Genomic DNA, 21,109 nt, shown 5'->3' on the forward strand with positions numbered 1-21,109 from the left:
CCGATAAATGGCTACAGTCGCTATCAACCTTGCCACCGGCAGCCTTCAGCAAGAAGAAATCATTGTGGGCATCGACCTGGGCACCACTAACAGCCTAGTGGCCTACGTGCACCCCGAAACCCGCCAGCCCATGGCCATCAACGACCTGGGCCGCGGCACCATCGTGCCCTCGGTGGTGCATTTCCCGGCCGATGGGGCCGAGCCCGTCATCGGCACTGAAGCCCGCGAGTTTCTGCTCACCGACCCGCAGCGCACCATCTATTCGGTGAAGCGCCTGCTGGGCAAAAGCTACCGCGACCTCGGCCAGCACGCCACCCAGCTCGGCTACAAAGTCATCGACGACAATTCGGAAGGCTTGGTAAAAATCCGGGTTGGCGACCGGTTCTACTCGCCCATCGAGCTGTCGGCCGATATTCTGAAGGAGCTGCGCGCCCGCGCCGAGCATGCCCTCAAAACGCCCGTCAACCGCGCCGTCATCACCGTGCCGGCTTACTTCAACGACTCGCAGCGCCAGGCCACCCGCGACGCCGGCCGCTTGGCGGGTCTGGAAGTGCTTCGCATCGTGAACGAGCCCACGGCCGCCGCGCTGGCCTACGGCATCGGCCTCGACCCCGACGAGGAGAAGACCGTGGCTGTGTACGACCTTGGCGGCGGCACCTTCGACATCAGCATTCTGCGCATTCAGCAGGGCATTTTTGAGGTGCTGAGCACCAATGGCGATACCTACCTGGGCGGCGACGACCTAGACCGCGCCGTGGTGGACCACTGGACGGCCACGTTCGACCTGCCCGAAACCTTCCACACCAATCCGCACCTGCAGCAGCAGCTGCGCCTGGCGGCCGAGATGGCCAAGAAATACCTGAGCCAGCACGACGACTTCACCACGCACCTGACCGACGAGGCGGGCCAGAACACCACCGTCGCGCTCACCCGTGCCCAGTTCAACGACCTCATTCGCCCGCTGGTAGACCGCACCATCGCGGCCTGCCGCCAGGCCGTGGCCGACGCCAAGCTCGACACGGTGCTTGACGCCGTGCTGCTGGTGGGCGGCTCTACGCGCGTGCCGCTGGTGTACGAGGCGGTGAGTGAGTTCTTCGGCCAGCCGGCCAACAACTCGCTGAACCCCGACGAGGTGGTGGCGCTGGGCGCCGCCATTCAGGCCGATATTCTGGCCGGCAACCGGCGCGATGTACTGCTGCTGGATGTGACGCCGCTCACGCTGGGCATCGAAACGCTGGGCGGCCTGCTCGACCCCATCATTCCGCGCAATTCCAAGATTCCGACCAAAGCCGGCCGCCAGTACACCACCAGCGTGGACGGGCAGGTGAACCTCAAAATCGCCGTGTATCAGGGCGAACGCGACCTCGTGAGCCAGAACCGCAAGCTGGGCGAGTTTGTGCTAACCGGCCTGCCGGCCATGCCGGCGGGCCTGCCCAAAGTCGATGTCAATTTCCTGCTCAATGCCGACGGCATTCTGAAAGTAGAAGCCGTTGAGCTGCGCTCGAATACGCGCCAGCAGGTCGAAATCAAGCCCCAGTACGGCCTCACCGACGAGCAAGTGGAGCAGATGCTGATGGATTCGCTGGTGAACGCCAAAGACGATGTGGCCGCCCGCCTGCTCATCGAAGCCCGCACGGCCGCCGAGCAGTTGCTCTACCAAGTCGACAACTTTACCCGCAAAAACCGCCAGCACCTTACTGAAACTGAGCTGGCCGATACCGAAGCCCAAGTGGCTAACGTGCGCACCGCCCTGGCCGGCACCGACCGCGACCCCATTCTCAAAGCCATGGACGAGCTGGACGAGCTGACGCGGCCCTACGCCGAGCGGGTGATGAACATCTCCATTCAGCAGGCCATGGCGGGCAAAGAAATCGGGTAGTGCCGACGGGCTTCATTGCACCGGGCGGCGGTGCATTTTCTTTTTCTGCATGACTCCTTCGCGTTTTCGGAGCCTGTTGTTGGGACTGTTTTACGTGGCGCTGGCCAGCGTGCCGCTGTCGGTAGCCTGGTTTTCGCCGCGTTGGCATTTCGGGCTGCTGCTGGCTTCGGAGCCCCTCATGGCCCTCACGGTGGGCATTTTGATAGTGGGGTTGCTGGCCGGCTGGGTGGCCTGGCCCCGCACTGCCCGGCGCCTCGACAAGCTCATCGGGCTGCACGTAGGGGCGTTGTTTTTGTCCACGGTTTTTTCGGGTGATGTGCTGGTGTCGGCCAAGTACTTCGCCACGATATTACTCTATACGGGTTTCGGCTACGGGGTGCAGCGGGTGCTGCGACTGGAGCGTACTGAGTGGTTCCGGGCCCTGGGGGCGCTGGCGCTGGGCACCAGCCTGCTGGCGGCCTATGCCTTGCTACGGCACGCAAGTACCGGCATCTCCTACACGTTTTCGTATTTCGTAGCGCGCCCTTTTTTGGAGCACGGCCACACCAACCTCACGGTGGTGCTGGAGCCGCTCATTCTGCTGCTCAACATGGTGCTGCTCTACCACCCGCGGGCACAAAACCAGCGCGGGCGGTTCCTAGTCACCATTCTGCTCACGGGCGTGCTGATGGTGGTGGCGTTCTCGTACTCGCGGGCGTCCTATATCTCGCTGCTGGCGCAGGCGCTGTTGCTGCTGGCGTTTTCGGGGCGCGAGGCGGGCGTGCGGCTGCTGTTGCCATGGGCGGTGGCCAGTTGCCTAGTGCTCAGTGCCTGGCAGGTTATTAATATTGCGCACCCGCACCCGCCCACGGCTACCAAAACCAACCTGCTGCATGAATTGGGCTCGGTGAGCGACTTCTCCTCGGCTAACGAGTCGAACGCCGAACGCATGAGCCGCTGGGTGTTCAGCCTCGACCTGTTCCAGCAGGAGCCGGTGGTGGGCGTAGGCCCCGGCACCTTCCCCGACCGTTACCTGGAGTTTGTGCGCCACGACCCGGCCCACCCCAACTACACCCCCACCCTGCGGCGCATGAACGCCCACAACCTTTACCTCGACTGGCTGGCCGAGGCTGGCGCGCTGGGCCTGCTGTCGGGCCTGTTGCTGCTCGGCTACCTGCTGGTGCGCCAACTGAAATGGGTGTTTCGGTGGGAGCAAACGCCGGCGCAGGTGGGCTTCACGGCCTATTTGCTGTTTTTCCTGCTGCACTCCTTCACACAGGACTTCTGGCAGGAACCCCGGGTCATCGTGTTATTTTGGCTGGCCGTGGGCCTGCAGCGCCATTACGCGCGGGCAGCCATGCCCGTAGCTCCCGCCGCCATGGGCAAACCCGAGCCGGCGCTGGACACGCACGCCTGACAAGTCTGCTGCCAGTAGCCAAAGCTATAGGCTGAGCGGCCTCCTACTTGGTTCCACTTCGCGGAAGTGGTGGCCGACTGCTGGCTGCTTTGGCCGGGGTGCGCAGGCTGAAGCCCAGCACGGCCCGCGATGCAGTGTCCCGGAAAGTCACTTCCAGCAGCTCAGATGGGCTTTTAGCCACCGAATCGGCCGCAAAGGAGAATGAGTAGAACAGGCGGGAGCCGCCCCGGTCGCCCAAGCGCACGCCCAGCTTGTAGAGCTCAATACCGCTTCCGTGGCGCTGGCCGCTCTTCCAAAGTGGCCGGGCCGCCGCCGCAAAGCGAGCCAGGGTGAGTCCCTGGCGCACTTCTGGTGCCAGCCGGGCATAAGCGGCCGGGTAGTCGGCGTGCAGCACTGCCCGCAGAAACAGGCCGGCCGCCTGCGCCTGGCCGGGCCGCCGCTCGGCCTGCATTGGCGGCGTTCTGCCCAGAGGCAGGACTGTTCCCGCGGCCATTAGCATCAACACAGGCCAATGGCGCATCATCTCTACCATGGCCCAAAATAAGCGAAGGCGGCCGGTCCGGCTGTTACGCTGGGCCTGCCGCCTTCGTTCCAGAGCCGTCGGCACTGGTTTCAGCTACTGCATTTATTCAATCACTACGCGGCGCGTCACGCTCAGGCCGCTGCCGGTGAGGCGCAGGGTGTACACACCCGTAGCCAAGCCGTGGGTCGGCAATTCGGCCTGATTAGCACGGCCGGCCCCCAACTGCATGGCCTGCGTCAGCACGCGCTGGCCCAGGGCATTGTAGAGGTCAATCGAAGCCGCGCCGCTGTTGCCAGCGCCGCTCAGCTGCACGCGCAGGGCGTTGCCGCTCACTACGGGGTTCGGTGCTACGGCCACGGTGTAGCCAGTGGTCTGGTCGCGGGTAGCAGTGCCACGGGTTACCGTCACGGCCAGGGCAGCCACGTTGTTGGTTTCGTTGGTTTCCGTTTCCACGTTCAGCGGGTCGGCCACGAAGAGGACGTAGTAGGCACCTACCGCCGTGTTAGCCGGTACAGGAGCCGTCAGTTGGCGGTTGGCGCTGGCGCCCGAGGCGAGGGCCGTGCCGGCGCTGGTGCCCAGCAGCACGTCGCTGGCATCCAGCGTCTGATTGGTGGAGAGGTAGTAGCCCACGGCCGACGTAGCGGCCGAACCCACCCCCTGGTTCTGAATCGTGGCGCTCAGCGACAAGTTGCCGCCGGCGGGCACCGACGAAGGCGAAGCGCCAATCTGGGTCAGCAGCAGGTCGGGCGATACCGTGGGCGCGTTCACGCACGTCACGGCGGCATCAAAGCCCGAAGCCGTCACGCTGCCGTCGCTCGTAAACACCAGCGTCAGGGCGCCCGACGTGTTGGTGGCACTGGCCTGAATGGGCAGCGAAGGCAGGTAGGTCAGCGTGGCCAGCAAAGGCGACTGGGTGTTCGGGCCGTCATAAATGCGCAGAGCATCGCAGCAGGTTTCAACGGCAAACGAGTTGAAGGTGAGCTGTACGCGGCTGCCCGTCGTGCCGGGGTTGATAACGAGGGTACCGTTGGCGTTGTCCGAATAGTTGCCGAAACCGCCGTGGTCGTACACCGTTGTGTTGCAGGTCGTAACCGTAGCCGTGCCGGTGAAGGGCACCACCGTGCCCGTAAACGGCCCCGTTACTGTGAACTGGTAGTAGGCCACGTTGTTGGTTTCGTTGGTTTCGCTCACCACGTTGGTAGGGTCGGCCACGGCCAGCATGTAGTAGTTGCCCGCCGTGGTGCCGGTCGGAATCGTCACCGTGGCGGCCGAGGACAAGTACTGGTAGCTGCCCAGTGCGCCGCCGGTGGTGGTGGTCAGCAGCACGTCGCTGGCGTCCAGCGTGGTATTGGTCGAAAGGTAATAGCCCGCGTTGCTGCTCGGCGAACTAGTGTTGCCCGCGTTGTAAACGTAGGACGAAACCGCCAGCGTGCCGCCGGGCGATACCGAAGTCGCGCCCAGGTACAGCTGTGTAATCTGCAGGTCGATGGACGGTACCGTTACCTGAATCGTGGTATAGGCCACGTTGTTGTTTTCGTTGGTTTCGCTCACCGCGTTGGCGGGGTCAGCCACAAACAATACGTAGTAGTAGCCGGGCGCCGTGCCCGCCGGAATGGTGCTCGTGGCCGTGCGGTAGGCGCTCAGGTTGGCCCCGAGGGAGGTGCCGGCTACCGTGGTCAGCAGCACGTCGCTGGCGTCCAGCACGGCATTGGTCGACAAATAGTAACCCATCGTGCTGCTCGGCGATGAGAGCGTGCCAGTGTTGTAGATGTACGAAGACATGCTGAGCGAGCCGCCTACACCTACCGTATACGGCGTCGCGTACGCCTGGCTCACCTGCAGGTCGATGCCCGGGGCGGTTACCGTCAGGGTCGTGTAGGCGACGTTGTTGTTCTCGTTAGTTTCCGTCACCAGGTTGGTGGGGTCGGCCACAAACAGCAGGTAGTAAGTGCCCGTGGCCGTTGCGGCCGGCACCGTGACGGTGGAATAGATGCTGACGTAATTGCCGCCAGCCAGGGTGGTGGAGTTCTGGCTGCCCACCAGCACGTCGCTGGCGTCGAACGTGGTGTTCGTCGACAGGTAGAAGCTCATGTTGGCCGGAGTGGCCGGCGCATTGCCTTGGTTGTATAGGTAGGCCGAGGCAGTGGCCGTGCCGCCCGACGCCACGGTGCTCGGCGACACGTAAGCCGACGACACTGACAAGTCAATCGAAGGCGCAATCACCGTGAAGGCCACGCTGCGCACGTTGTTGGTTTCGTTGGTTTCGCTCACCACATTGGTGGGGTCGGCCACAAATAGAATGTAATAGCTACCGGGCGTGGTGCCCACCGGAATGGTTAGGTAGCCCGAACGGTACGACGAAAGGTTGGAGCCCAGCGCGCTACCCGAGGCCGTGTACAGCAGCACGTCGTTGGCGTCAAACGTGGTGTTGGTCGAGAGGTAGAAACCCATGTTGCTGCTCGTTGCCGTCACGTTGCCCTGGTTATATATCGAGGCCGAAGCCTGCGTGGTGCCACCGGCAGCACTGGAGCTGGGGTACAACGTCTCTTGCTGCACCACCAAGTCGACACCAGGAGGTGCCACCGTAATAGCTACCGAAGCCACGTTGTTGGTTTCGTTGGTCTCGCTAACCTGGTTTTGGTAATCGGCCGCAAACAGGATGTAGTATGTGCCGGGCGTGAGGCCCGTCGGAATAGCCGCCGTGCCGTAGCGCGACGACGAATACGTCGTCGTCAGCGCGCCACCGTACTGCGAAGTCAACAGAATGTCGCTGGCATCCAGTGTTTGGTCGGTCGAAATGTAGAAGCCCACGCTGCTGCTGGGCGCCACCGCGTTGCCCGAGTTCAGAATGTAGCAGTTCATGTTGATGGGCGTGCCCACCGCCGTGTTCAGCGGCGAAACCGATGGCTGCACAATGGTCAGGTCAATGCTCGGCGCCACCACCGTCACGTTCACCGAAGCCACGTTGTTGTTCTCGTTGCTTTCCGTCACCTGGTTCAGGTAGTCGCCCACAAACAGGATGTAGTAGTTGCCCGGGGTGGCCGTGGCCGGAATGGTCGCCGTGGCGTAGCGCGTGCTCGACACGCCCGAGTTCAGCGCGTAGCCCGTCGTATAATTCAGTAGAACGTCGCTGGCATCCAGCGTGGCATCAGTTGAGAAGTAGTAGCCCACGTTGCTGCTGGCCGCCGTGTTCGCGCCAATGTTGTAGATGGAGCAGCTCAGCGAAACCGAGTTGCCGGCCACCGTACTCAGCGGGCTCACCGAAGCGCCCTGCACGGCCAAATCTGCGAGCGGCACGGTCGTCACACAGGCAATCGAAGCCGCGAAGCCGCTGTAGCTATAGTAGCTGTCGCTCTGCAACAGCACGGTGAGCGTGCCCGCCGAGTTGGTCGCGTACACCGAAGCCGGGGGCAGATTGTAGTTGGAGTACTCGCCAATCAGCGGCGCCGAGGTCGAGCTGCCGTCGTATATCCGCACCACATCGTAGTAAGGGTCGATGTTGAAAGTCGAGAACTGCAGGCGAATCTTGTTACCAGCAGTTGAAGGCGTCAGCGTCGTGCCGCCGTAGGCGTTCAACGCGTAGTTGCCCGAGGGGCCGCCGTCATCGTAAAGCGTGCCGGAACAGGTGGTTACCGACGTAATGCCGGTGGTGGGCAGGTTGTAGGTCTGGGCGTTAGCCGCCTGGCTCCACCACAGAATGGCGGCCATCAGCGCCAGCCATAATTTGCCTTGAAACAGCAGAGGGTAGGTTTGTTTCATGTGAAAATTTGTTGATAAAAAGGAATGAATATTGTTTTGAAGGACAAAAAAATCCCGGCGCGCTCACAGCAAAAAAGCTGCCAGCCACGTCGGGCACTAAGTCAGTCGTTAGTTGTCATTTTGGGGCACCAGCACGAATACGTCCTCACCAGGACGTTTCATGAGGTATTTTTCCCGCGCAAATTTTTCGAGCAACGCCGGCGAGCTCATTAGTTCGGCCCGCTCTTTTTTCACCACCTCAATGTTGTCGAGGTAATACTGCTTCTCACTACGTAGCTCCTGCCACTTGCGGTAGATGTCGAACTGCTTGCCCAAATCGTTTGCATCGAAGACCAGCATCCAGACCAGAAAGCCCATGCCGGTGAGAAAGTAGAAACTGCGGGCCACCCGGAGTACCGGGCTAATGAAATGAGGTAGATTCATCGGGGATAAAGGTAATACAAAAGGCCAATTCCGTGCTAACGAAATTGGCCTTTTATTCAACTAACCATCAGAATGGTTACATCTTTTTACCAGGGAAGTAAGCCACCTCGCCCAGCTCCTCCTCAATGCGGAGCAGCTGGTTGTACTTGGCCATCCGGTCCGAGCGCGACGCCGAGCCCGTCTTAATCTGGCCGGTGTTCAGCGCCACGGCCAAATCCGCAATTGTGCTGTCCTCCGTCTCACCCGAGCGGTGGCTCATCACCGACTTGTAACCATTGCGGCGGCCCAGGTTCACGGCGTTGATAGTTTCGGTTAGCGTACCAATCTGATTCACCTTGATGAGAATGGCGTTGGCAATGCCTTCGTCAATGCCGCGCTGCAAACGGTCCACGTTGGTCACAAACAAGTCGTCGCCCACCAGTTGGGTCTGCTTGCCCACACGCTCGGTGAGGGATTTCCAGCCGCTCCAGTCGTCCTCGTCCATGCCGTCTTCCAGGCTGATGATGGGATATTTCTTCACCCAATCGGCCCAGTAGTCCACCATCTGGCTCGAAGTCAGCTTGTCGCCAGTGCTCTTCTTGAAGTGGTACACGCCATCCTCGTAGAATTCCGAAACGGCCGCATCCATGGCAATGAACACGTCCTCGCCAGGCCGGTAACCGGCCGTTTCAATGGCCTGCAACACAATTTTAATAGCGTCTTCGTTCGACTTAATGTTCGGAGCAAAACCGCCTTCATCGCCCACGTTGGTGCTGAAGCCTTGCTTCTTGAGCACGTTCTTCAGGTGGTGGAAAATTTCCGTGCCCCAACGCAGCGCTTCCGAAAAAGAAGACGCGCCCGTGGGCATAATCATGAATTCCTGGAAGTCAATCGAGTTATCGGCGTGCGAACCACCGTTTAGGATGTTCATCATCGGCACCGGCAGTGTGGCTGCCCCTACCCCGCCCACGTAGCGATACAGCGGCATCCCAGCATCCTGCGCTGCCGCACGGGCCGCTGCCAGGCTCACGCCTAGGATGGCGTTAGCACCCAGGTTCGCCTTATTAGGCGTACCGTCCATTTCCAGCATAATCTTGTCGAGCAGTGCCTGCTCATACACCGAGAAGCCCACCAATTCCTCGGCAATGCGAGAATTGACGTTCTCTACAGCCTTCAGCACACCCTTGCCCATGTACATCGACTTGTCGTCGTCGCGCAGCTCTACAGCCTCGTGTTTGCCCGTGCTGGCGCCCGAAGGAACGGCGGCGCGGCCTACCACGCCCGAATCAAGCGTTACGTCCACTTCCACGGTCGGATTACCGCGGGAATCAAAAATCTGGCGAGCGTGAATTTGCGAGATGAAGCTCATAACTTAAGTGAGATTAGTTCGGCGCAAACTTACGCCCCTGGTTCCCAATTGCCGCACTTAACCGCAGCATCAACGGTTTGACCGTAACACCGAATCCAGCACGCTGGCGTTGAAGTGCCCCGCGCCAGCCGTCGCATACAGCACCTTATGCTGCCGGTTCAGCAGCAAGTGCGTAGGAAACCCTGTCGGACCAGTATAACCCGGGTACAGTTCATTCAGCAGCTTAGAATAACGCTTGATGCCCGTGAACTCATCTCCGTACTTCTCCATATCGAGTATGTAGGTCGGAAACACAACTTGGCGAGCAACCAAGAACCGTTTCACCTGATTGAGTTCGACCCAACTTTCCGGCGTCACCATCACTAGCCCCACTGCTGGCTGTGCCTCATGCATGCGCATGATAACAGGCATTTCCGCTACGCAAGGCTTGCAAAAGCTCCCGTAGATATAAACATGCGTGATGTCCTTCTCCCCTACCAATCGTTGGATACCCGCCGCGTCCACCTTAAAGACCTGCGCTCCGGCCGCAATCCCTCCTTCACCCGTGGTTGCTTGCTCCGGCTTACCGGAATCAGGCAAAGCAGCAGGTTGCAACTCCGCTTGTTCTTTCTTGGAGAGCTTGCTAAATCGAGGGTTCACCTGACACGAATGCAGCATTGCAGCACATGTTACTGCTAAAACCGCTGTTTTGATTGAAAGCATGGTTCATTGAAATGACAAGCTAAAACGAAGCGATAAATAAACAAAAAAAGGGACGCCCCTCACGGAGCGTCCCTTTTCTATCAATAGCAATTGCTACGAATTAAGCACCAGCTTCGTCAGCCTTAGCTTCTTCGCGGCTCTCGCCGTCCTTAACAGTTTCGGTAGCCGTGTCAGCCGGAGCCGACTGCTCAACTACTGCGTTAGGAGCAACAGCTTCGCCTTTCACTTCGGTAGCCGAAGTAGTAGCAGCGGCATCGCCAGCAGCTTTCTTACCACCACGACGCGAACGACGGGTAGTGCCAGCAGCAGCCTTATCAGCAGCCGCCTGCTTCGACTCAATCAGGGTCTCGTTGAAGTCCACCAGCTCGATGATGCACATCTCGGCGTTGTCGCCCAGACGGGTATCGCTCAGCTTCAGGATGCGGGTATAGCCACCGGGACGGTTAGCAATTTTGCCCGAAATGTTGCCAAACAGCTCCTTAATCGACTCTTTGTCCTGCAGAGCGGCGAACACCATGCGGCGCGAGTGCGTCGTGTCTTCCTTCGACTTGGTCAGCATCGGCTCCACGTACTTGCGCAGGGCTTTGGCTTTGGCCACAGTCGTCGTCAGACGCTTGTGCAGGATGAGCGACGAAGCCATGTTCGACAACATGGCGTGGCGGTGGGCGGTGGTCCGGCCCAGGTGGTTGATTTTTCTTCCGTGACGCATCGGTCGTTTGAAAAAATGTGTGCTTGCGGGCGGCGACCACGGCGGGCCTCTGAGGCCTCATTAGAACCGCTGCCCCTTGGGCACACTGGTGAAATAGTAAATGGATAAAAAAGAAGATGTGCTAACCCGCCGGACAAGTCCAGCCAATCAGCACATCTTTAATCGATATTCTAGTCTTCGTCCAGGCGATACTTGCCCAGGTCCATGCCGAACTCCAGACCACGCTCTTCCACGAGGTTTTCCAGCTCGGTCAGGCTCTTCTTGCCGAAGTTGCGGAACTTCATCATGTCGGCAATTTCGAGCTGCACCAGCTCGCCCATCGTCTTGATGTCGGCAGCCTTGAGGCAGTTCTTGGCGCGTACGCTGAGCTCCATGTCCTCCAGCGGAGTCTTGAGCATCTTGCGCATCTGCATGGTTTCCTCGTCAATCGGCTCGTCTTCGGTCACGCGCGGACCTTCGAGGGTCATCGTGTTGTCCGAGAACAGCATGAAGTGCTGAATGAGGATGTTGGCCGCACCTTTCAATGCTTCCTCCGGGTGAATCGAACCGTCGGTCTGAATCTCGATAACGAGCTTCTCATAGTCGGTCTTCTGCTCCACGCGGGTGTTCTCGATGCTGTACTTCACGTTCTTGATGGGCGTGTAGATAGCATCGATGGCAATCTGACCGAAAACCTGGTCAGCCGGCTTGTTCTCGTCGGCGGGCACGTAGCCACGGCCCCGGGCAATCGTCAGCTCCAACTCCAGCTCTACGCTAGGGTCGAGGTGGGCAATCACGTGGTCGGGGTTCAGTACTTCGAAGCCGCTGGCGAACTTGGCAATATCAGCGCCCGAAAAGGTATCCTGGCCTTTCACGCGCACCGTAATTTTATCCGAGATGGCGTCGCTCACCTTCTTGAAGCGAACCATTTTCAGGTTCAGGATGATTTCGGACATGTCCTCAATCACCCCTTCGATGGTCGAAAACTCGTGCAGCACGCTGTTGGTGCGCACCGACGTGATGGCGAAACCCTCCAGCGACGACAACAGAATGCGACGCAGCGCATTGCCGATGGTGACGCCGTAGCCCTTCTCGAGCGGCTTAAATTCAAACGTCCCGGTGAAGTCGTCGGATTTCTCCATCACCACTTTCTCCGGCATCTGAAAAGCTAAGATTGACATATGTGGGGCGTAAAAAATTTGAAAAAAATTGGTGAAGTATAAGCACAAGTGCGGCCCGACAAACTGCCGGGCCGCTACCAGTAGCGTTACTTACTTCGAATACAGTTCGACGATGAGCTGCTCGGTGATTTTCTCCGGAATCAGCTCACGGGCGGGGGCGTTGAGGAACTTGCCAGCCAACTCCTTGCCGTCCCACTCCAGCCACGAGAACTGGCGCGAGTTGCGAACCGACAGGCTCGTGGTGATGGCTTCCAGCGACTTCGACTTCTCACGCACGGCCACAATGTCGCCGGGACGCAAGTGGTACGAAGGGATGTTCACCACTTCACCGTTCACGGTGATGTGCTTGTGACCAACGAGCTGGCGGGCAGCGCGACGCGTCGAGGCAATGCCCAAACGGTACACGGCGTTGTCCAGACGGGCTTCCAGCAGGGCGAGCAGGTTGTCACCGGTGATGCCGGGGAGCGCTGCTGCTTTGTGGAACAGGTTTTCGAATTGCTTCTCCAACATGCCGTACATGTACTTCACCTTCTGCTTCTCCATCAGCTGGACAGCGTACTCCGACTGCTTCTTGCGACGGCCGCGGCCGTGCTGGCCCGGAGGATAGGCTTTTTTGTTGAGCGCTTTGCTCGGGCCGAAAATCGGCTCGTTGAAGCGACGGGCAATTTTTGAGGTAGGGCCGGTATAACGTGCCATTGTAATCTAATTTCTGAAGTGGAAAACTAAACGCGACGACGCTTGGGGGGGCGGCAGCCGTTGTGCGGCAGCGGCGTTACGTCGCGGATGGTGGTCACCTCAATGCCCACGTTGCCGAGGGCGCGGATGGCCGACTCACGGCCCGAGCCTGGACCTTTAACGAATACTTCGGCTTTGCGCATGCCCAGGTCGTGAGCCACTTTGCCGCAGTCGCTCATCGCCATTTGAGCGGCGTAGGGCGTGTTTTTCTTCGAACCACGGAAGCCCATTTTGCCGGCCGAAGCCCACGAAATAACTTGACCGTTGTTGTTGGTGATGGAGATGATGATGTTGTTGAACGAGGCACGAATGTGTACCTGGCCCACCTGCTCCACCACGACAACGCGCTTCTTGGCTTTGTCTTTTCTTTTTTGTGCCATTTGGTTATCGCAAAAAATGCGGGAGGTGTTGGCGCTGGCTGCGCGAGTAAATTACCCGCCAGAGCCAGCGCCGATTCCCGTGTGAATTTATTTGGTTGCCTTCTTCTTGCCGGCCACCGTTTTGCGCTTGCCCTTGCGGGTACGCGAGTTGTTCTTGGTGCGCTGACCACGAACCGGCAGACCTTTGCGGTGACGCAGACCACGGTAGCAACCGATGTCCATCAAACGCTTGATGTTCGTCGTTACTTCCGAGCGCAGCACGCCTTCAGTCTTGTGCTCGGCGGCAATGATGGCGCGGACGGCACCCGACTCCTCGTCGGTCCAGTCCTTCACCTTCTTGTTGACGTCGACGCCAGCTTTTACCAGAATCTTGCTGGCGTTGCTCCGGCCAATGCCGAAAATGTAAGTCAGCGAAATTTCGCCGCGCTTGTTGTCCGGGATATCAACCCCTGCGATACGAGCCATTGTGTGTGGTTATGTGTTTGCGGACAGAAACCCGGCAACTACTTGGAAGGCGGGCCGAAGGCTAACAACCAACGACCCAGTACCCAAGGTTCCGGGGTTCTAAAAATTGAATTAACCCTGACGCTGCTTGAAACGCGGGTTTTTCTTGTTGATGACGTAGAGCTTGCCATTACGGCGGACCAGTTTGCAGTCCACGCTACGCTTTTTCACCGAGGTTTTTACTTTCATGACCTGTGAAGGGAAACGGGTTTATTTATAACGATACTTAATCCGGCCCTTCGACAAGTCGTAGGGCGACATTTCCAGTTTCACCTTGTCGCCGGGCAGAATCTTGATGTAGTGCATCCGCATCTTGCCCGAAATGTGGGCAATCAGCTGGTGACCGTTCTCCAATTCCACGCGGAACATGGCGTTAGAAAGGGCTTCCAGGATGGTTCCGTCCTGCTCAATCGAGGCTTGTTTTGCCATAAGGGCTACTGCTGCAATGCTTTTTCGATGTATTCAAAGGAGGTGAGAATCTCCGCCTTTTCTTTTCTAACTACTACGGTGTGCTCGAAGTGCGCCGAGGGCTTGCGGTCCTTGGTGCGGATGGTCCAACCATCCGCTTCCTGCACCACGTCTTTCTTGCCTAAGTTCACCATCGGCTCAATCGCGATGACCAACCCCGTTTGCAAGAGCGGCCCGGAACCCCGCTTGCCGTAGTTCGGCACATCGGGGCTTTCGTGCAGCTTCGCGCCAACTCCGTGACCTACCAGCTCGCGCACCACCCCGTAGCCCAACGGGCCCACATGGTTCTGGATGGCGTGGCTGATGTCGCCCACGCGGTTGCCGCTCACGGCTTGTTCGATGCCTTTATACAGCGCCGCTTTCGTCTCCTTGAGCAGCGTCAGCACTTCCGGCGCCACCTCCCCGATTGGGTAGGTGTAAGCACTATCTGAATGGTAGCCATTCAGCAACACCCCGCAGTCCACCGAGATGATGTCACCACTTTTCAGCGGCTCATCGGTGGCGAACCCGTGCACCACCACCGCGTTCGGCGAGAGGCACAGGCTGTAGGGAAAATCGTATAAACCTTTGAAAGAAGGAATGCCTCCATTGTCTCGAATGAATTCTTCCGCACGCTTATCGAGCTGCCGCGTCGTCACTCCTTCCTTGATGAGACTCGCGACTTCGCCGTGAGCCCGGGCAAGCAGTTGGCCGCTCGCCCGCATGAGGTCAATCTCTTCTTCGGTTTTGTATTGTATCGGACCTTTTGCCATTGCTTGGTTACGAGGCGATGGAAATGGGCTGGGCCGTGCGACCGCGCAGCTTACCCGATTTCATCATGCCGTCGTAGTGCTGCATCAACAAGTAGCTCTGCACCTGGTTCACCGTGTCAAGCACCACACCCACCATGATGATGAGCGACGTGCCGCCATAGAAAGCCGAGAACGGACGCGTAACACCCAGTAACAAAGCCAGCGCGGGGAAGATGGCGATGAGGGCCAGCGCCACGGCACCCGGCAGGGTGATGCGCGTCAGGATTTCATCGATGTATTCCGAGGTATCGCGGCCAGGTTTTACGCCGGGCACGAAACCACCGCTCCGCTTCAGGTCATCAGCAATCTGGTTAGGGTTAACGCTGATGGCCGTGTAGAAGTAGGTGAAGATGATAATCAGCAAGCCGAAGGTCAGGTTGTACTGCCACGAGGTATAGTCCGAGAACTTAACGCCGATGTAGCTGGCGGTATCACTCTGGTTCTGCCATACCGATGCCACGATGGCGGGTACGAACATCAGCGACTGTGCGAAGATGATGGGCATTACGCCGGCCGCATTCACCTTGAGGGGAATGAACTGACGCTGGGCATCCAGCTGCGTAGTGCCACCTACTTGCTTGGCGTACTGCACCGCAATGCGGCGAACAGCTTGCGTGAGCACGATAACCGCCATGACCACGAGGAACAGCACCACCATTTCCAGCAGGAAGATGAGGGATTTGTTCACGCCTTTGGCAGCTGCCTCACCGATGATGGCACCGGGGAGACGCGACACGATACCAATCATGATAATCATGGAGATACCGTTGCCGATGCCTTTGTCCGTGATTTTCTCGCCCAGCCACATGCAGAACAACGTGCCGGCCGTGATGATAATCATGGTCGAGACGGTGAAGAACGTGCCGGGGTTGATGATGGCTTCGGCGTTAATCGTGGCGATGAAGCCAACTGATTGGGCCAATACAATCGGAATCGTGAGAATCCGGGTGTACTGGTTGATTTTCTTACGTCCCGACTCGCCTTCCTTCTGGAGCTTCTGGAAGTAGGGCACGGCGATGGTGAGCAGCTGCAACACAATCGACGCCGAGATGTACGGCATGATGCCCAGCGCGAAGATGGACGCGTGGCTGAATGCACCGCCGAGCAGCGTATCCAGAATGCCAAACAAGCCTTGGGCGCCGGTCTTGAGCTGCGTGGGGTCAACGCCCGGCAACACCACGTAAACGCCTAGGCGATAGATGGCAATGAAGAAAAGCGTATTGAGGATTCGCGTACGCAAATCCTCAATCGCAAAAATGTTTTTTATCGACTCGATAAACTTATTCATTGCCGAAGGTAGCTATTAGAGCGTTACCGCTTTGCCGCCAGCTTTCTCGATGGCTTCAACAGCCGATTTCGAGAAGGCGTGAGCATGAACTTCTACAGCAGTGGCGATTTCGCCGCGGCCGAGAACTTTGATTTTGGCATTTTTCGAAACCAGACCGGCGGCCACGAAGTAAGCGGCATCCAGGGTGGTGGCGCTGTTCTTCTCGAGGAGGCCAGCGAGCACATCGAGGTTGATGGCTTTGTACTCGACGCGGTTGATGTTCGTGAAGCCGAACTTGGGCACACGGCGCTGGAGGGGCATCTGGCCACCTTCGAAGCCGGACTTGCGCTTGTAGCCCGAACGCGACTTGGCGCCTTTGTGACCACGGGTCGACGTGCCACCGCGCGTGGAGCCTTCGCCCCGGCCAATCCGCTTCTCGTTTTTAGTCGAGCCGTAGGCGGGCGATAGATTGCTGAGATTAAGCATGACGATAATAGTCTTACAGTTCGGTTACTTGGAGCAGGTGCTGCACGCTCTTCACCATGCCCAGGATGGACGGGTTCGATTCGTGGGTAGCGGTGCTGTTGAGTTTGTTCAGGCCGAGGGACTGAACGGTGCGCTTCTGACGCTCGGGGCGGTCAATGGCGCTGCGCACGAGCTTTACTTGAATTTGTGCCATGTCAATTAACCGTTAAAAACGCGGGCCAAAGAAATACCACGGGCTTGAGCGATTTGCAACGGGTCGCGCATTTTGGCGAGGGCTGCAAACGTAGCTTTTACCACGTTGTGAGGGTTCGACGAGCCTTTCGACTTCGCCAGCACATCCTTGATACCGGCGCTCTCGAACACGGCGCGCATAGCACCGCCGGCGATTACACCCGTACCGGCAGCAGCCGGCTGGATGAGCACGAAACCACCGCCGTAGCGGCCTTCCATGAGGTGAGGAACGGTGTGCTTGTACATAGGCACTTTCACCACGTTCTTCTTGGCGTCGTCAATGCCTTTGGCAATGGCGTCGGTTACTTCGTTGGCTTTGCCGAGGCCGTAGCCTACGTTGCCGTTGCCGTCGCCCACTACCACGATGGCAGAGAAGCTAAAGCGGCGACCGCCTTTCACCACCTTCGCTACGCGGTTGATGGCTACTACTTTTTCTTTGAAGTCGGAGTCAGCACCCATGCGGGAGTTGTCCTTGTTCCGGTCGCGGTCGTTGCTGCGCTGACGGTCTCCGCCAGGACGATTGTTGTCGCGTTCTTGCGCCATGATAGTTTAGAAATTGAGGCCGCCTTCGCGAGCACCTTCAGCCAATGATTTTACGCGACCGTGGTAGAGGTAACCCGAGCGGTCGAACACCACTTTCGTGATGCCTTTCTCCAGGGCAACCGCGGCTACCTGGCGGCCTACGGCAGCGGCCAGGGCCACACCGTTGCCACCTTCGGCGGTTACTTTTTTCGACGTAGCGGCAGCCAGGGTGCGGCCGGTCGTGTCGTCGATAATCTGAGCATAAATGCCCGTGTTGCTGCGGAACACCGACAGGCGCGGACGCTCCGAGGTGCCGGACACTTTCGTGCGGATGATGCGCTGAATCCGCTTGCGGCGAGTTGCTTTATCAAATGCCATGATGCGAATTTATTTAGAGGCCGTTTTACCAGCTTTGCGACGGATAATCTCGCCCACGAAGCGCACACCTTTGCCTTTGTAGGGCTCCACTTTGCGCAGCGAACGAATTTTGGCGGCCACCTGGCCCAGCAGCTGATTGTCGATGCTGTTGAGCGTCACAATCGGGTTCTTACCCTTTTCGGTTACCGCGGTAGCGGATACTTCGCCGGGGAGGGCGATGTACACGTTGTGCGAGTAGCCGAGGGCCAGTTCCAGCGTGCTGCCCACGAGCGAGGCTTTGTAACCTACGCCCACGAGTTCAAGTTTCTTCTCGAAACCAGCGCTAACACCGGTCACCATGTTGTTGATGAGCGAGCGGTAGAGGCCGTGCATGGCCTTGTGGCGCTTCTGCTCGGTGGGGCGGGTTACGGTGAGGGTACCGTCTTCGATGGCTACGGTGATGTCGCGGTCTACTTGCGTAGTGAGCGAGCCTTTGGGGCCTTTCACCGTCACCGCGTTGTCTTTGTCGACCGAAATAGCGACCCCGGCGGGGACGGAAATCGGCAGTTTACCAATACGTGACATAATTGAATTTGCTAAAGCGGTTCCGGACTAGTACACGTAGCACAGCACCTCGCCGCCCACGTTCTCGGTTTTGCACTCTTTCTCCGTCATCACGCCTTTCGAGGTCGAGATGATGGCGACACCCAGGCCGCTGAGGACGCGGGGCAGGTTGTCGGCGGCCACGTACTGACGCAAGCCGGGCGTCGAAACGCGCTGCAGCTTGGTGATGGCGGGGGCCTTCGTGGTGGGGTTGTACTTCAGGGCGATTTTGATGGTGCCCTGAACCGACGAATCATCAAAACGGTACGACTGGATGTACCCTTTGTGGTACAACACTTTCGTGATTTCCTTTTTGATGTTGCTGGCCGGGATTTCTACCACCCGGTGGTTCGCCTTGATGGCGTTGCGTACCCGGGTCAGGTAGTCGGCAATGGGGTCAGTGTTCATTATTTTTTAAATACGTCCGCTTTTTTCGGAGCGCAAAGATAAGAAAATTTCGCCGGGTGCCCAACGGGACCAACGAAATTTCGGTTAAGACTACTTGGCACGTCCGGCGACGGTCCGGCCAATGGTTTCTTTTGGCAACCTGCCAAATGGTTTTGAGGCAAGCCTCAGGTTTTGGGAGTGCAAAGGTAGCAGGCTTTCAGGGGCTTTTGCAAGTGCTTGACAGAAATATTCTTGACTATTGGACAGCCGTGCCTCCAAAACGACCGAATCGGGGGAAGCGCTATTGCTGCTTCAGGTGCTTGAGAATGGCAATCACGTCCTCGTCGCCATGCGTAGTCTCTGCCTCCTGAAAGGTCTGGTGAACCACATTGGCCAGTGGGGTATCCGAGCCTTCGGCTTTGGCTAGGCGCAAGTCTTTGGCGAGCAGCTTGAGGGCGAAGGCGGCCTGATAGTTCTCGTTGAGAATGGCGTCGCCCTTGAGGTTGAGGAAGACGCTGGCGAGGGCGCTGCTTTTGATGAGTTCGAGCAAGTCGGCCGTTTGCAGCCCGTGCTGCTGGGCGAACAGGACGGCTTCGGCCAAACCTTGGGCCTGGAAGCCGAGCAGGGTGTTCATGGCGAGCTTGGCATTGTTGCCCGCGCCGGTGGGGCCCACGCGCAGGGCCAGCTTGCCGAGGTGTGCGAACAAGGGCTGCGCTTGCTTGAAAGCAGCTTCATCGCCGCCGACCATGATGGCGAGTTGGCCGGTTTCAGCCTGCTTCACGCTGCCGGATACGGGGGCATCGAGGTACTCGTGGCCGTGGGCGCGGCTTAGTTCGGCCATCTCTTGGCTGATACCGGGCGAGACGGTACTCATGTTGACAACGAGCTTACCGGTAGTAGACGACTGCAACAGGCCGTGCTCCCCGGTGAATAGCTCCCGGGTGGCTTGGTCATCCGACACCATGAGGAAAACGACCTGCGCGGCATCGAGCACGGCGGCGGGCGTGGGCGCGACTGTGGCGCCCTCGGCGCGCAGGGCTTCGGCCTTAGCGGGGCTGCGGTTGTAGGCGATAACGGGGAGGCCGGCGGCGAGCAGGCGGCGGGCCATGGGCTTGCCCATGTTGCCCAGGCCAATCCAGCCGGTGGTGGTTGGTGATTCCATAATAGGTTGTGAGGGATTAATAACATGAACCAGCGCGGGAGCTGGCGTAGGCTATAACGGCAAATGGGGTTGCTCCGAATACCGGAACAACCCCATTTGTTTCACTTACTCCAATTTTCTGGTGGCCTGCGATGCGAGGCGCGGTTACTCAATGGGTCGGAACAGCCGGCTCCACCGGACCTTGTGCAGCACATCCGCATTGGGGTCGAGTGACAGCCACGTGAACACGGCTTTGCCCACGATATGGTCCTCCGGCACAAAACCCCAGAAGCGGGAGTCTTCGGAGTTGTGCCGGTTGTCGCCCATCATGAAGTAGTAGTTCTGCTTGATGGTGTAGCGGGTGAGGGGCTGGCCGTTTTGTTGTATCATGCCATCCTGCCAGGTGATGCCAGAGTTGTGCTCGTATTGCGACACGATTTTATAATAGATGGCCGCGTTGGCGGGCGTGAGGGTGATGGTCTGGCCTTTCTTTGGCACGGGCAACGGGCCGTAGTCGTCGAGCTGCCAGCGGCGGGGAGTGGCACTGGCGGCTTGCGATACATCGAAGTCGGCCACGTCGGGGAACAGCTGCAGGGGGTACTGCACCACCTTCAGTGACTTCGTGTAGGGCTGCCGACGAAAGTAAGCGGCCACCTCGGCCGGGCAGCTGATGACGAAGCCGGGCTTGCCCGTTTCAGGGTTGATGATGGCGCGGGGCACGCCATCGGGCTCGCGGTAGTCGACCACGCCCTGGGCATGCAGCGCCGCCACAATTTCATCGTTAGGCGCAGGCACTTCCAGGAAATAGGTGGTTTGCGGACGGCCGGCTACCGCGCCGGGCTGTCCGTTAAGAAACACCTGGCCGCGGCGGATGCTCAGCGTGTCGCCCCCCACCGCGATGCAGCGCTTGATGAGGTTGGTGCGCACATCAGCAGGGCGCTGCTGCTCGTGCGGCACGTGAAATACCACTACGTCGTTGCGCTTCACCGAGCTGAAACCCGGGAAACGATAGGTTGGCAGTTGGATGAGGTCGGAGTAGCTCTGCGGGCCATGCTCCCACAGGGTTTGGTGCGTGAGGGGTACCTGTAGCGGCGTTTGGGGCGTAATGGGGCCGTAGTGCAGCTTGCTCACCATGAGGTAGTCGCCCACCAGCAGGGTTCCCTCCATGCTTTCGGAGGGAATGGTGTAGGCCCCCACCGCCGACCAGCGGAGCAGCGTGGCGGCCACAATGGCGAAAATGAGGGAGTCGGCCCACTCCCGGGTTTTGGTTTTGGGCGGCTTGGGCGCGGGGTTGGGGGTAACGCGTTTGGGCTGGAAGAAGGGTATCCGCATGGGTTC

General features: G+C 59.0%; 24 protein-coding genes. 2 read left to right on the plus strand and 22 right to left on the minus strand.

Annotation, left to right across the window (positions count from 1 at the left end; translation table 11 throughout):
* The first annotated feature begins 7 nt into the window (after positions 1-7).
* Together hscA and Q5H92_RS01340 are read left to right on the plus strand one after the other, a co-directional pair.
* Positions 8-1,879, plus strand: a complete 1,872-nt coding sequence (hscA, locus tag Q5H92_RS01335) for a Fe-S protein assembly chaperone HscA (RefSeq protein ID WP_305009677.1) — start codon at positions 8-10, stop codon at positions 1,877-1,879.
* Positions 1,880-1,928: 49 nt separating this feature from the next.
* Positions 1,929-3,275 (plus strand): O-antigen ligase family protein, encoded by a 1,347-nt coding sequence (locus Q5H92_RS01340; RefSeq protein ID WP_305009678.1) that lies wholly within the window; start codon positions 1,929-1,931, stop codon positions 3,273-3,275.
* A 43-nt stretch (positions 3,276-3,318) separates the two neighbouring features.
* Here Q5H92_RS01340 and Q5H92_RS01345 read toward each other — a convergent pair whose 3' ends face one another.
* From Q5H92_RS01345 to lepB, 22 genes are all read right to left on the minus strand, one after another.
* Positions 3,319-3,726, minus strand: a complete 408-nt coding sequence (locus Q5H92_RS01345) for a hypothetical protein (protein ID WP_305009679.1) — start codon at positions 3,724-3,726, stop codon at positions 3,319-3,321.
* A gap of 174 nt (positions 3,727-3,900) precedes the next feature.
* Entirely contained in the window at positions 3,901-7,557 is a 3,657-nt protein-coding gene (locus Q5H92_RS01350; RefSeq protein ID WP_305009680.1) for a CARDB domain-containing protein, read from the minus strand.
* 108 nt (positions 7,558-7,665) lie between these two features.
* Positions 7,666-7,980, minus strand: coding sequence for an FtsB family cell division protein (locus Q5H92_RS01355; protein ID WP_305009681.1), 315 nt, complete (start codon positions 7,978-7,980; stop codon positions 7,666-7,668).
* 76 nt (positions 7,981-8,056) lie between these two features.
* A complete protein-coding gene (eno, locus tag Q5H92_RS01360; protein ID WP_208178140.1) occupies positions 8,057-9,328 on the minus strand; it encodes a phosphopyruvate hydratase in 1,272 nt (423 codons plus the stop codon).
* A 69-nt stretch (positions 9,329-9,397) separates the two neighbouring features.
* Complete coding sequence (locus Q5H92_RS01365; RefSeq protein ID WP_305009682.1) at positions 9,398-10,030, minus strand: TlpA family protein disulfide reductase; 633 nt, start codon at positions 10,028-10,030, stop codon at positions 9,398-9,400.
* Positions 10,031-10,130: 100 nt separating this feature from the next.
* The gene (gene rplQ / locus Q5H92_RS01370; protein ID WP_305009684.1) at positions 10,131-10,739 is read right to left on the minus strand and encodes a 50S ribosomal protein L17; all 609 of its coding nucleotides are present in this window, start codon (positions 10,737-10,739) and stop codon (positions 10,131-10,133) included.
* Between the two features lie 170 nt (positions 10,740-10,909).
* Positions 10,910-11,899, minus strand: a complete 990-nt coding sequence (locus Q5H92_RS01375) for a DNA-directed RNA polymerase subunit alpha (protein ID WP_196291022.1) — start codon at positions 11,897-11,899, stop codon at positions 10,910-10,912.
* 90 nt (positions 11,900-11,989) lie between these two features.
* The gene (gene rpsD, locus Q5H92_RS01380; protein ID WP_196291021.1) at positions 11,990-12,595 is read right to left on the minus strand and encodes a 30S ribosomal protein S4; all 606 of its coding nucleotides are present in this window, start codon (positions 12,593-12,595) and stop codon (positions 11,990-11,992) included.
* A gap of 26 nt (positions 12,596-12,621) precedes the next feature.
* Positions 12,622-13,014 (minus strand): 30S ribosomal protein S11, encoded by a 393-nt coding sequence (gene rpsK / locus Q5H92_RS01385; protein WP_035567868.1) that lies wholly within the window; start codon positions 13,012-13,014, stop codon positions 12,622-12,624.
* A gap of 87 nt (positions 13,015-13,101) precedes the next feature.
* Positions 13,102-13,479, minus strand: coding sequence for a 30S ribosomal protein S13 (gene rpsM, locus Q5H92_RS01390; RefSeq protein WP_196291020.1), 378 nt, complete (start codon positions 13,477-13,479; stop codon positions 13,102-13,104).
* 111 nt (positions 13,480-13,590) lie between these two features.
* Positions 13,591-13,707: a 50S ribosomal protein L36 gene (gene rpmJ / locus Q5H92_RS01395; protein ID WP_046246595.1), complete on the minus strand. Its 117-nt coding sequence runs from the start codon at positions 13,705-13,707 to the stop codon at positions 13,591-13,593.
* A 21-nt stretch (positions 13,708-13,728) separates the two neighbouring features.
* Positions 13,729-13,947: a translation initiation factor IF-1 gene (gene infA / locus Q5H92_RS01400; RefSeq protein ID WP_035567874.1), complete on the minus strand. Its 219-nt coding sequence runs from the start codon at positions 13,945-13,947 to the stop codon at positions 13,729-13,731.
* 5 nt (positions 13,948-13,952) lie between these two features.
* On the minus strand, positions 13,953-14,738 hold the full coding sequence (map, locus tag Q5H92_RS01405) for a type I methionyl aminopeptidase (protein WP_305009685.1): 786 nt from the start codon (positions 14,736-14,738) through the stop codon (positions 13,953-13,955).
* Between the two features lie 7 nt (positions 14,739-14,745).
* Positions 14,746-16,065, minus strand: coding sequence for a preprotein translocase subunit SecY (gene secY / locus Q5H92_RS01410; RefSeq protein WP_196286032.1), 1,320 nt, complete (start codon positions 16,063-16,065; stop codon positions 14,746-14,748).
* Between the two features lie 15 nt (positions 16,066-16,080).
* Positions 16,081-16,530: a 50S ribosomal protein L15 gene (gene rplO / locus Q5H92_RS01415; RefSeq protein ID WP_196291018.1), complete on the minus strand. Its 450-nt coding sequence runs from the start codon at positions 16,528-16,530 to the stop codon at positions 16,081-16,083.
* 13 nt (positions 16,531-16,543) lie between these two features.
* Positions 16,544-16,723 (minus strand): 50S ribosomal protein L30, encoded by a 180-nt coding sequence (rpmD, locus tag Q5H92_RS01420; protein ID WP_190925707.1) that lies wholly within the window; start codon positions 16,721-16,723, stop codon positions 16,544-16,546.
* Positions 16,724-16,728: 5 nt separating this feature from the next.
* Complete coding sequence (gene rpsE / locus Q5H92_RS01425; RefSeq protein WP_035567955.1) at positions 16,729-17,220, minus strand: 30S ribosomal protein S5; 492 nt, start codon at positions 17,218-17,220, stop codon at positions 16,729-16,731.
* Between the two features lie 90 nt (positions 17,221-17,310).
* A complete protein-coding gene (rplR, locus tag Q5H92_RS01430) occupies positions 17,311-17,661 on the minus strand; it encodes a 50S ribosomal protein L18 (RefSeq protein WP_245115532.1) in 351 nt (116 codons plus the stop codon).
* Positions 17,662-17,670: 9 nt separating this feature from the next.
* Positions 17,671-18,225, minus strand: a complete 555-nt coding sequence (gene rplF / locus Q5H92_RS01435; protein WP_245115530.1) for a 50S ribosomal protein L6 — start codon at positions 18,223-18,225, stop codon at positions 17,671-17,673.
* Between the two features lie 27 nt (positions 18,226-18,252).
* Positions 18,253-18,651: a 30S ribosomal protein S8 gene (gene rpsH, locus Q5H92_RS01440; RefSeq protein WP_068191741.1), complete on the minus strand. Its 399-nt coding sequence runs from the start codon at positions 18,649-18,651 to the stop codon at positions 18,253-18,255.
* Positions 18,652-18,931: 280 nt separating this feature from the next.
* On the minus strand, positions 18,932-19,792 hold the full coding sequence (locus Q5H92_RS01445; protein WP_305009687.1) for an NAD(P)-dependent oxidoreductase: 861 nt from the start codon (positions 19,790-19,792) through the stop codon (positions 18,932-18,934).
* Positions 19,793-19,936: 144 nt separating this feature from the next.
* Entirely contained in the window at positions 19,937-21,103 is a 1,167-nt protein-coding gene (gene lepB / locus Q5H92_RS01450) for a signal peptidase I (protein WP_305009688.1), read from the minus strand.
* Between the last annotated feature and the right edge of the window lie 6 nt (positions 21,104-21,109).

The organism is Hymenobacter mellowenesis (assembly GCF_030581005.1).
Taxonomy (GTDB): Bacteria; Bacteroidota; Bacteroidia; order Cytophagales; family Hymenobacteraceae; genus Hymenobacter; species Hymenobacter mellowenesis.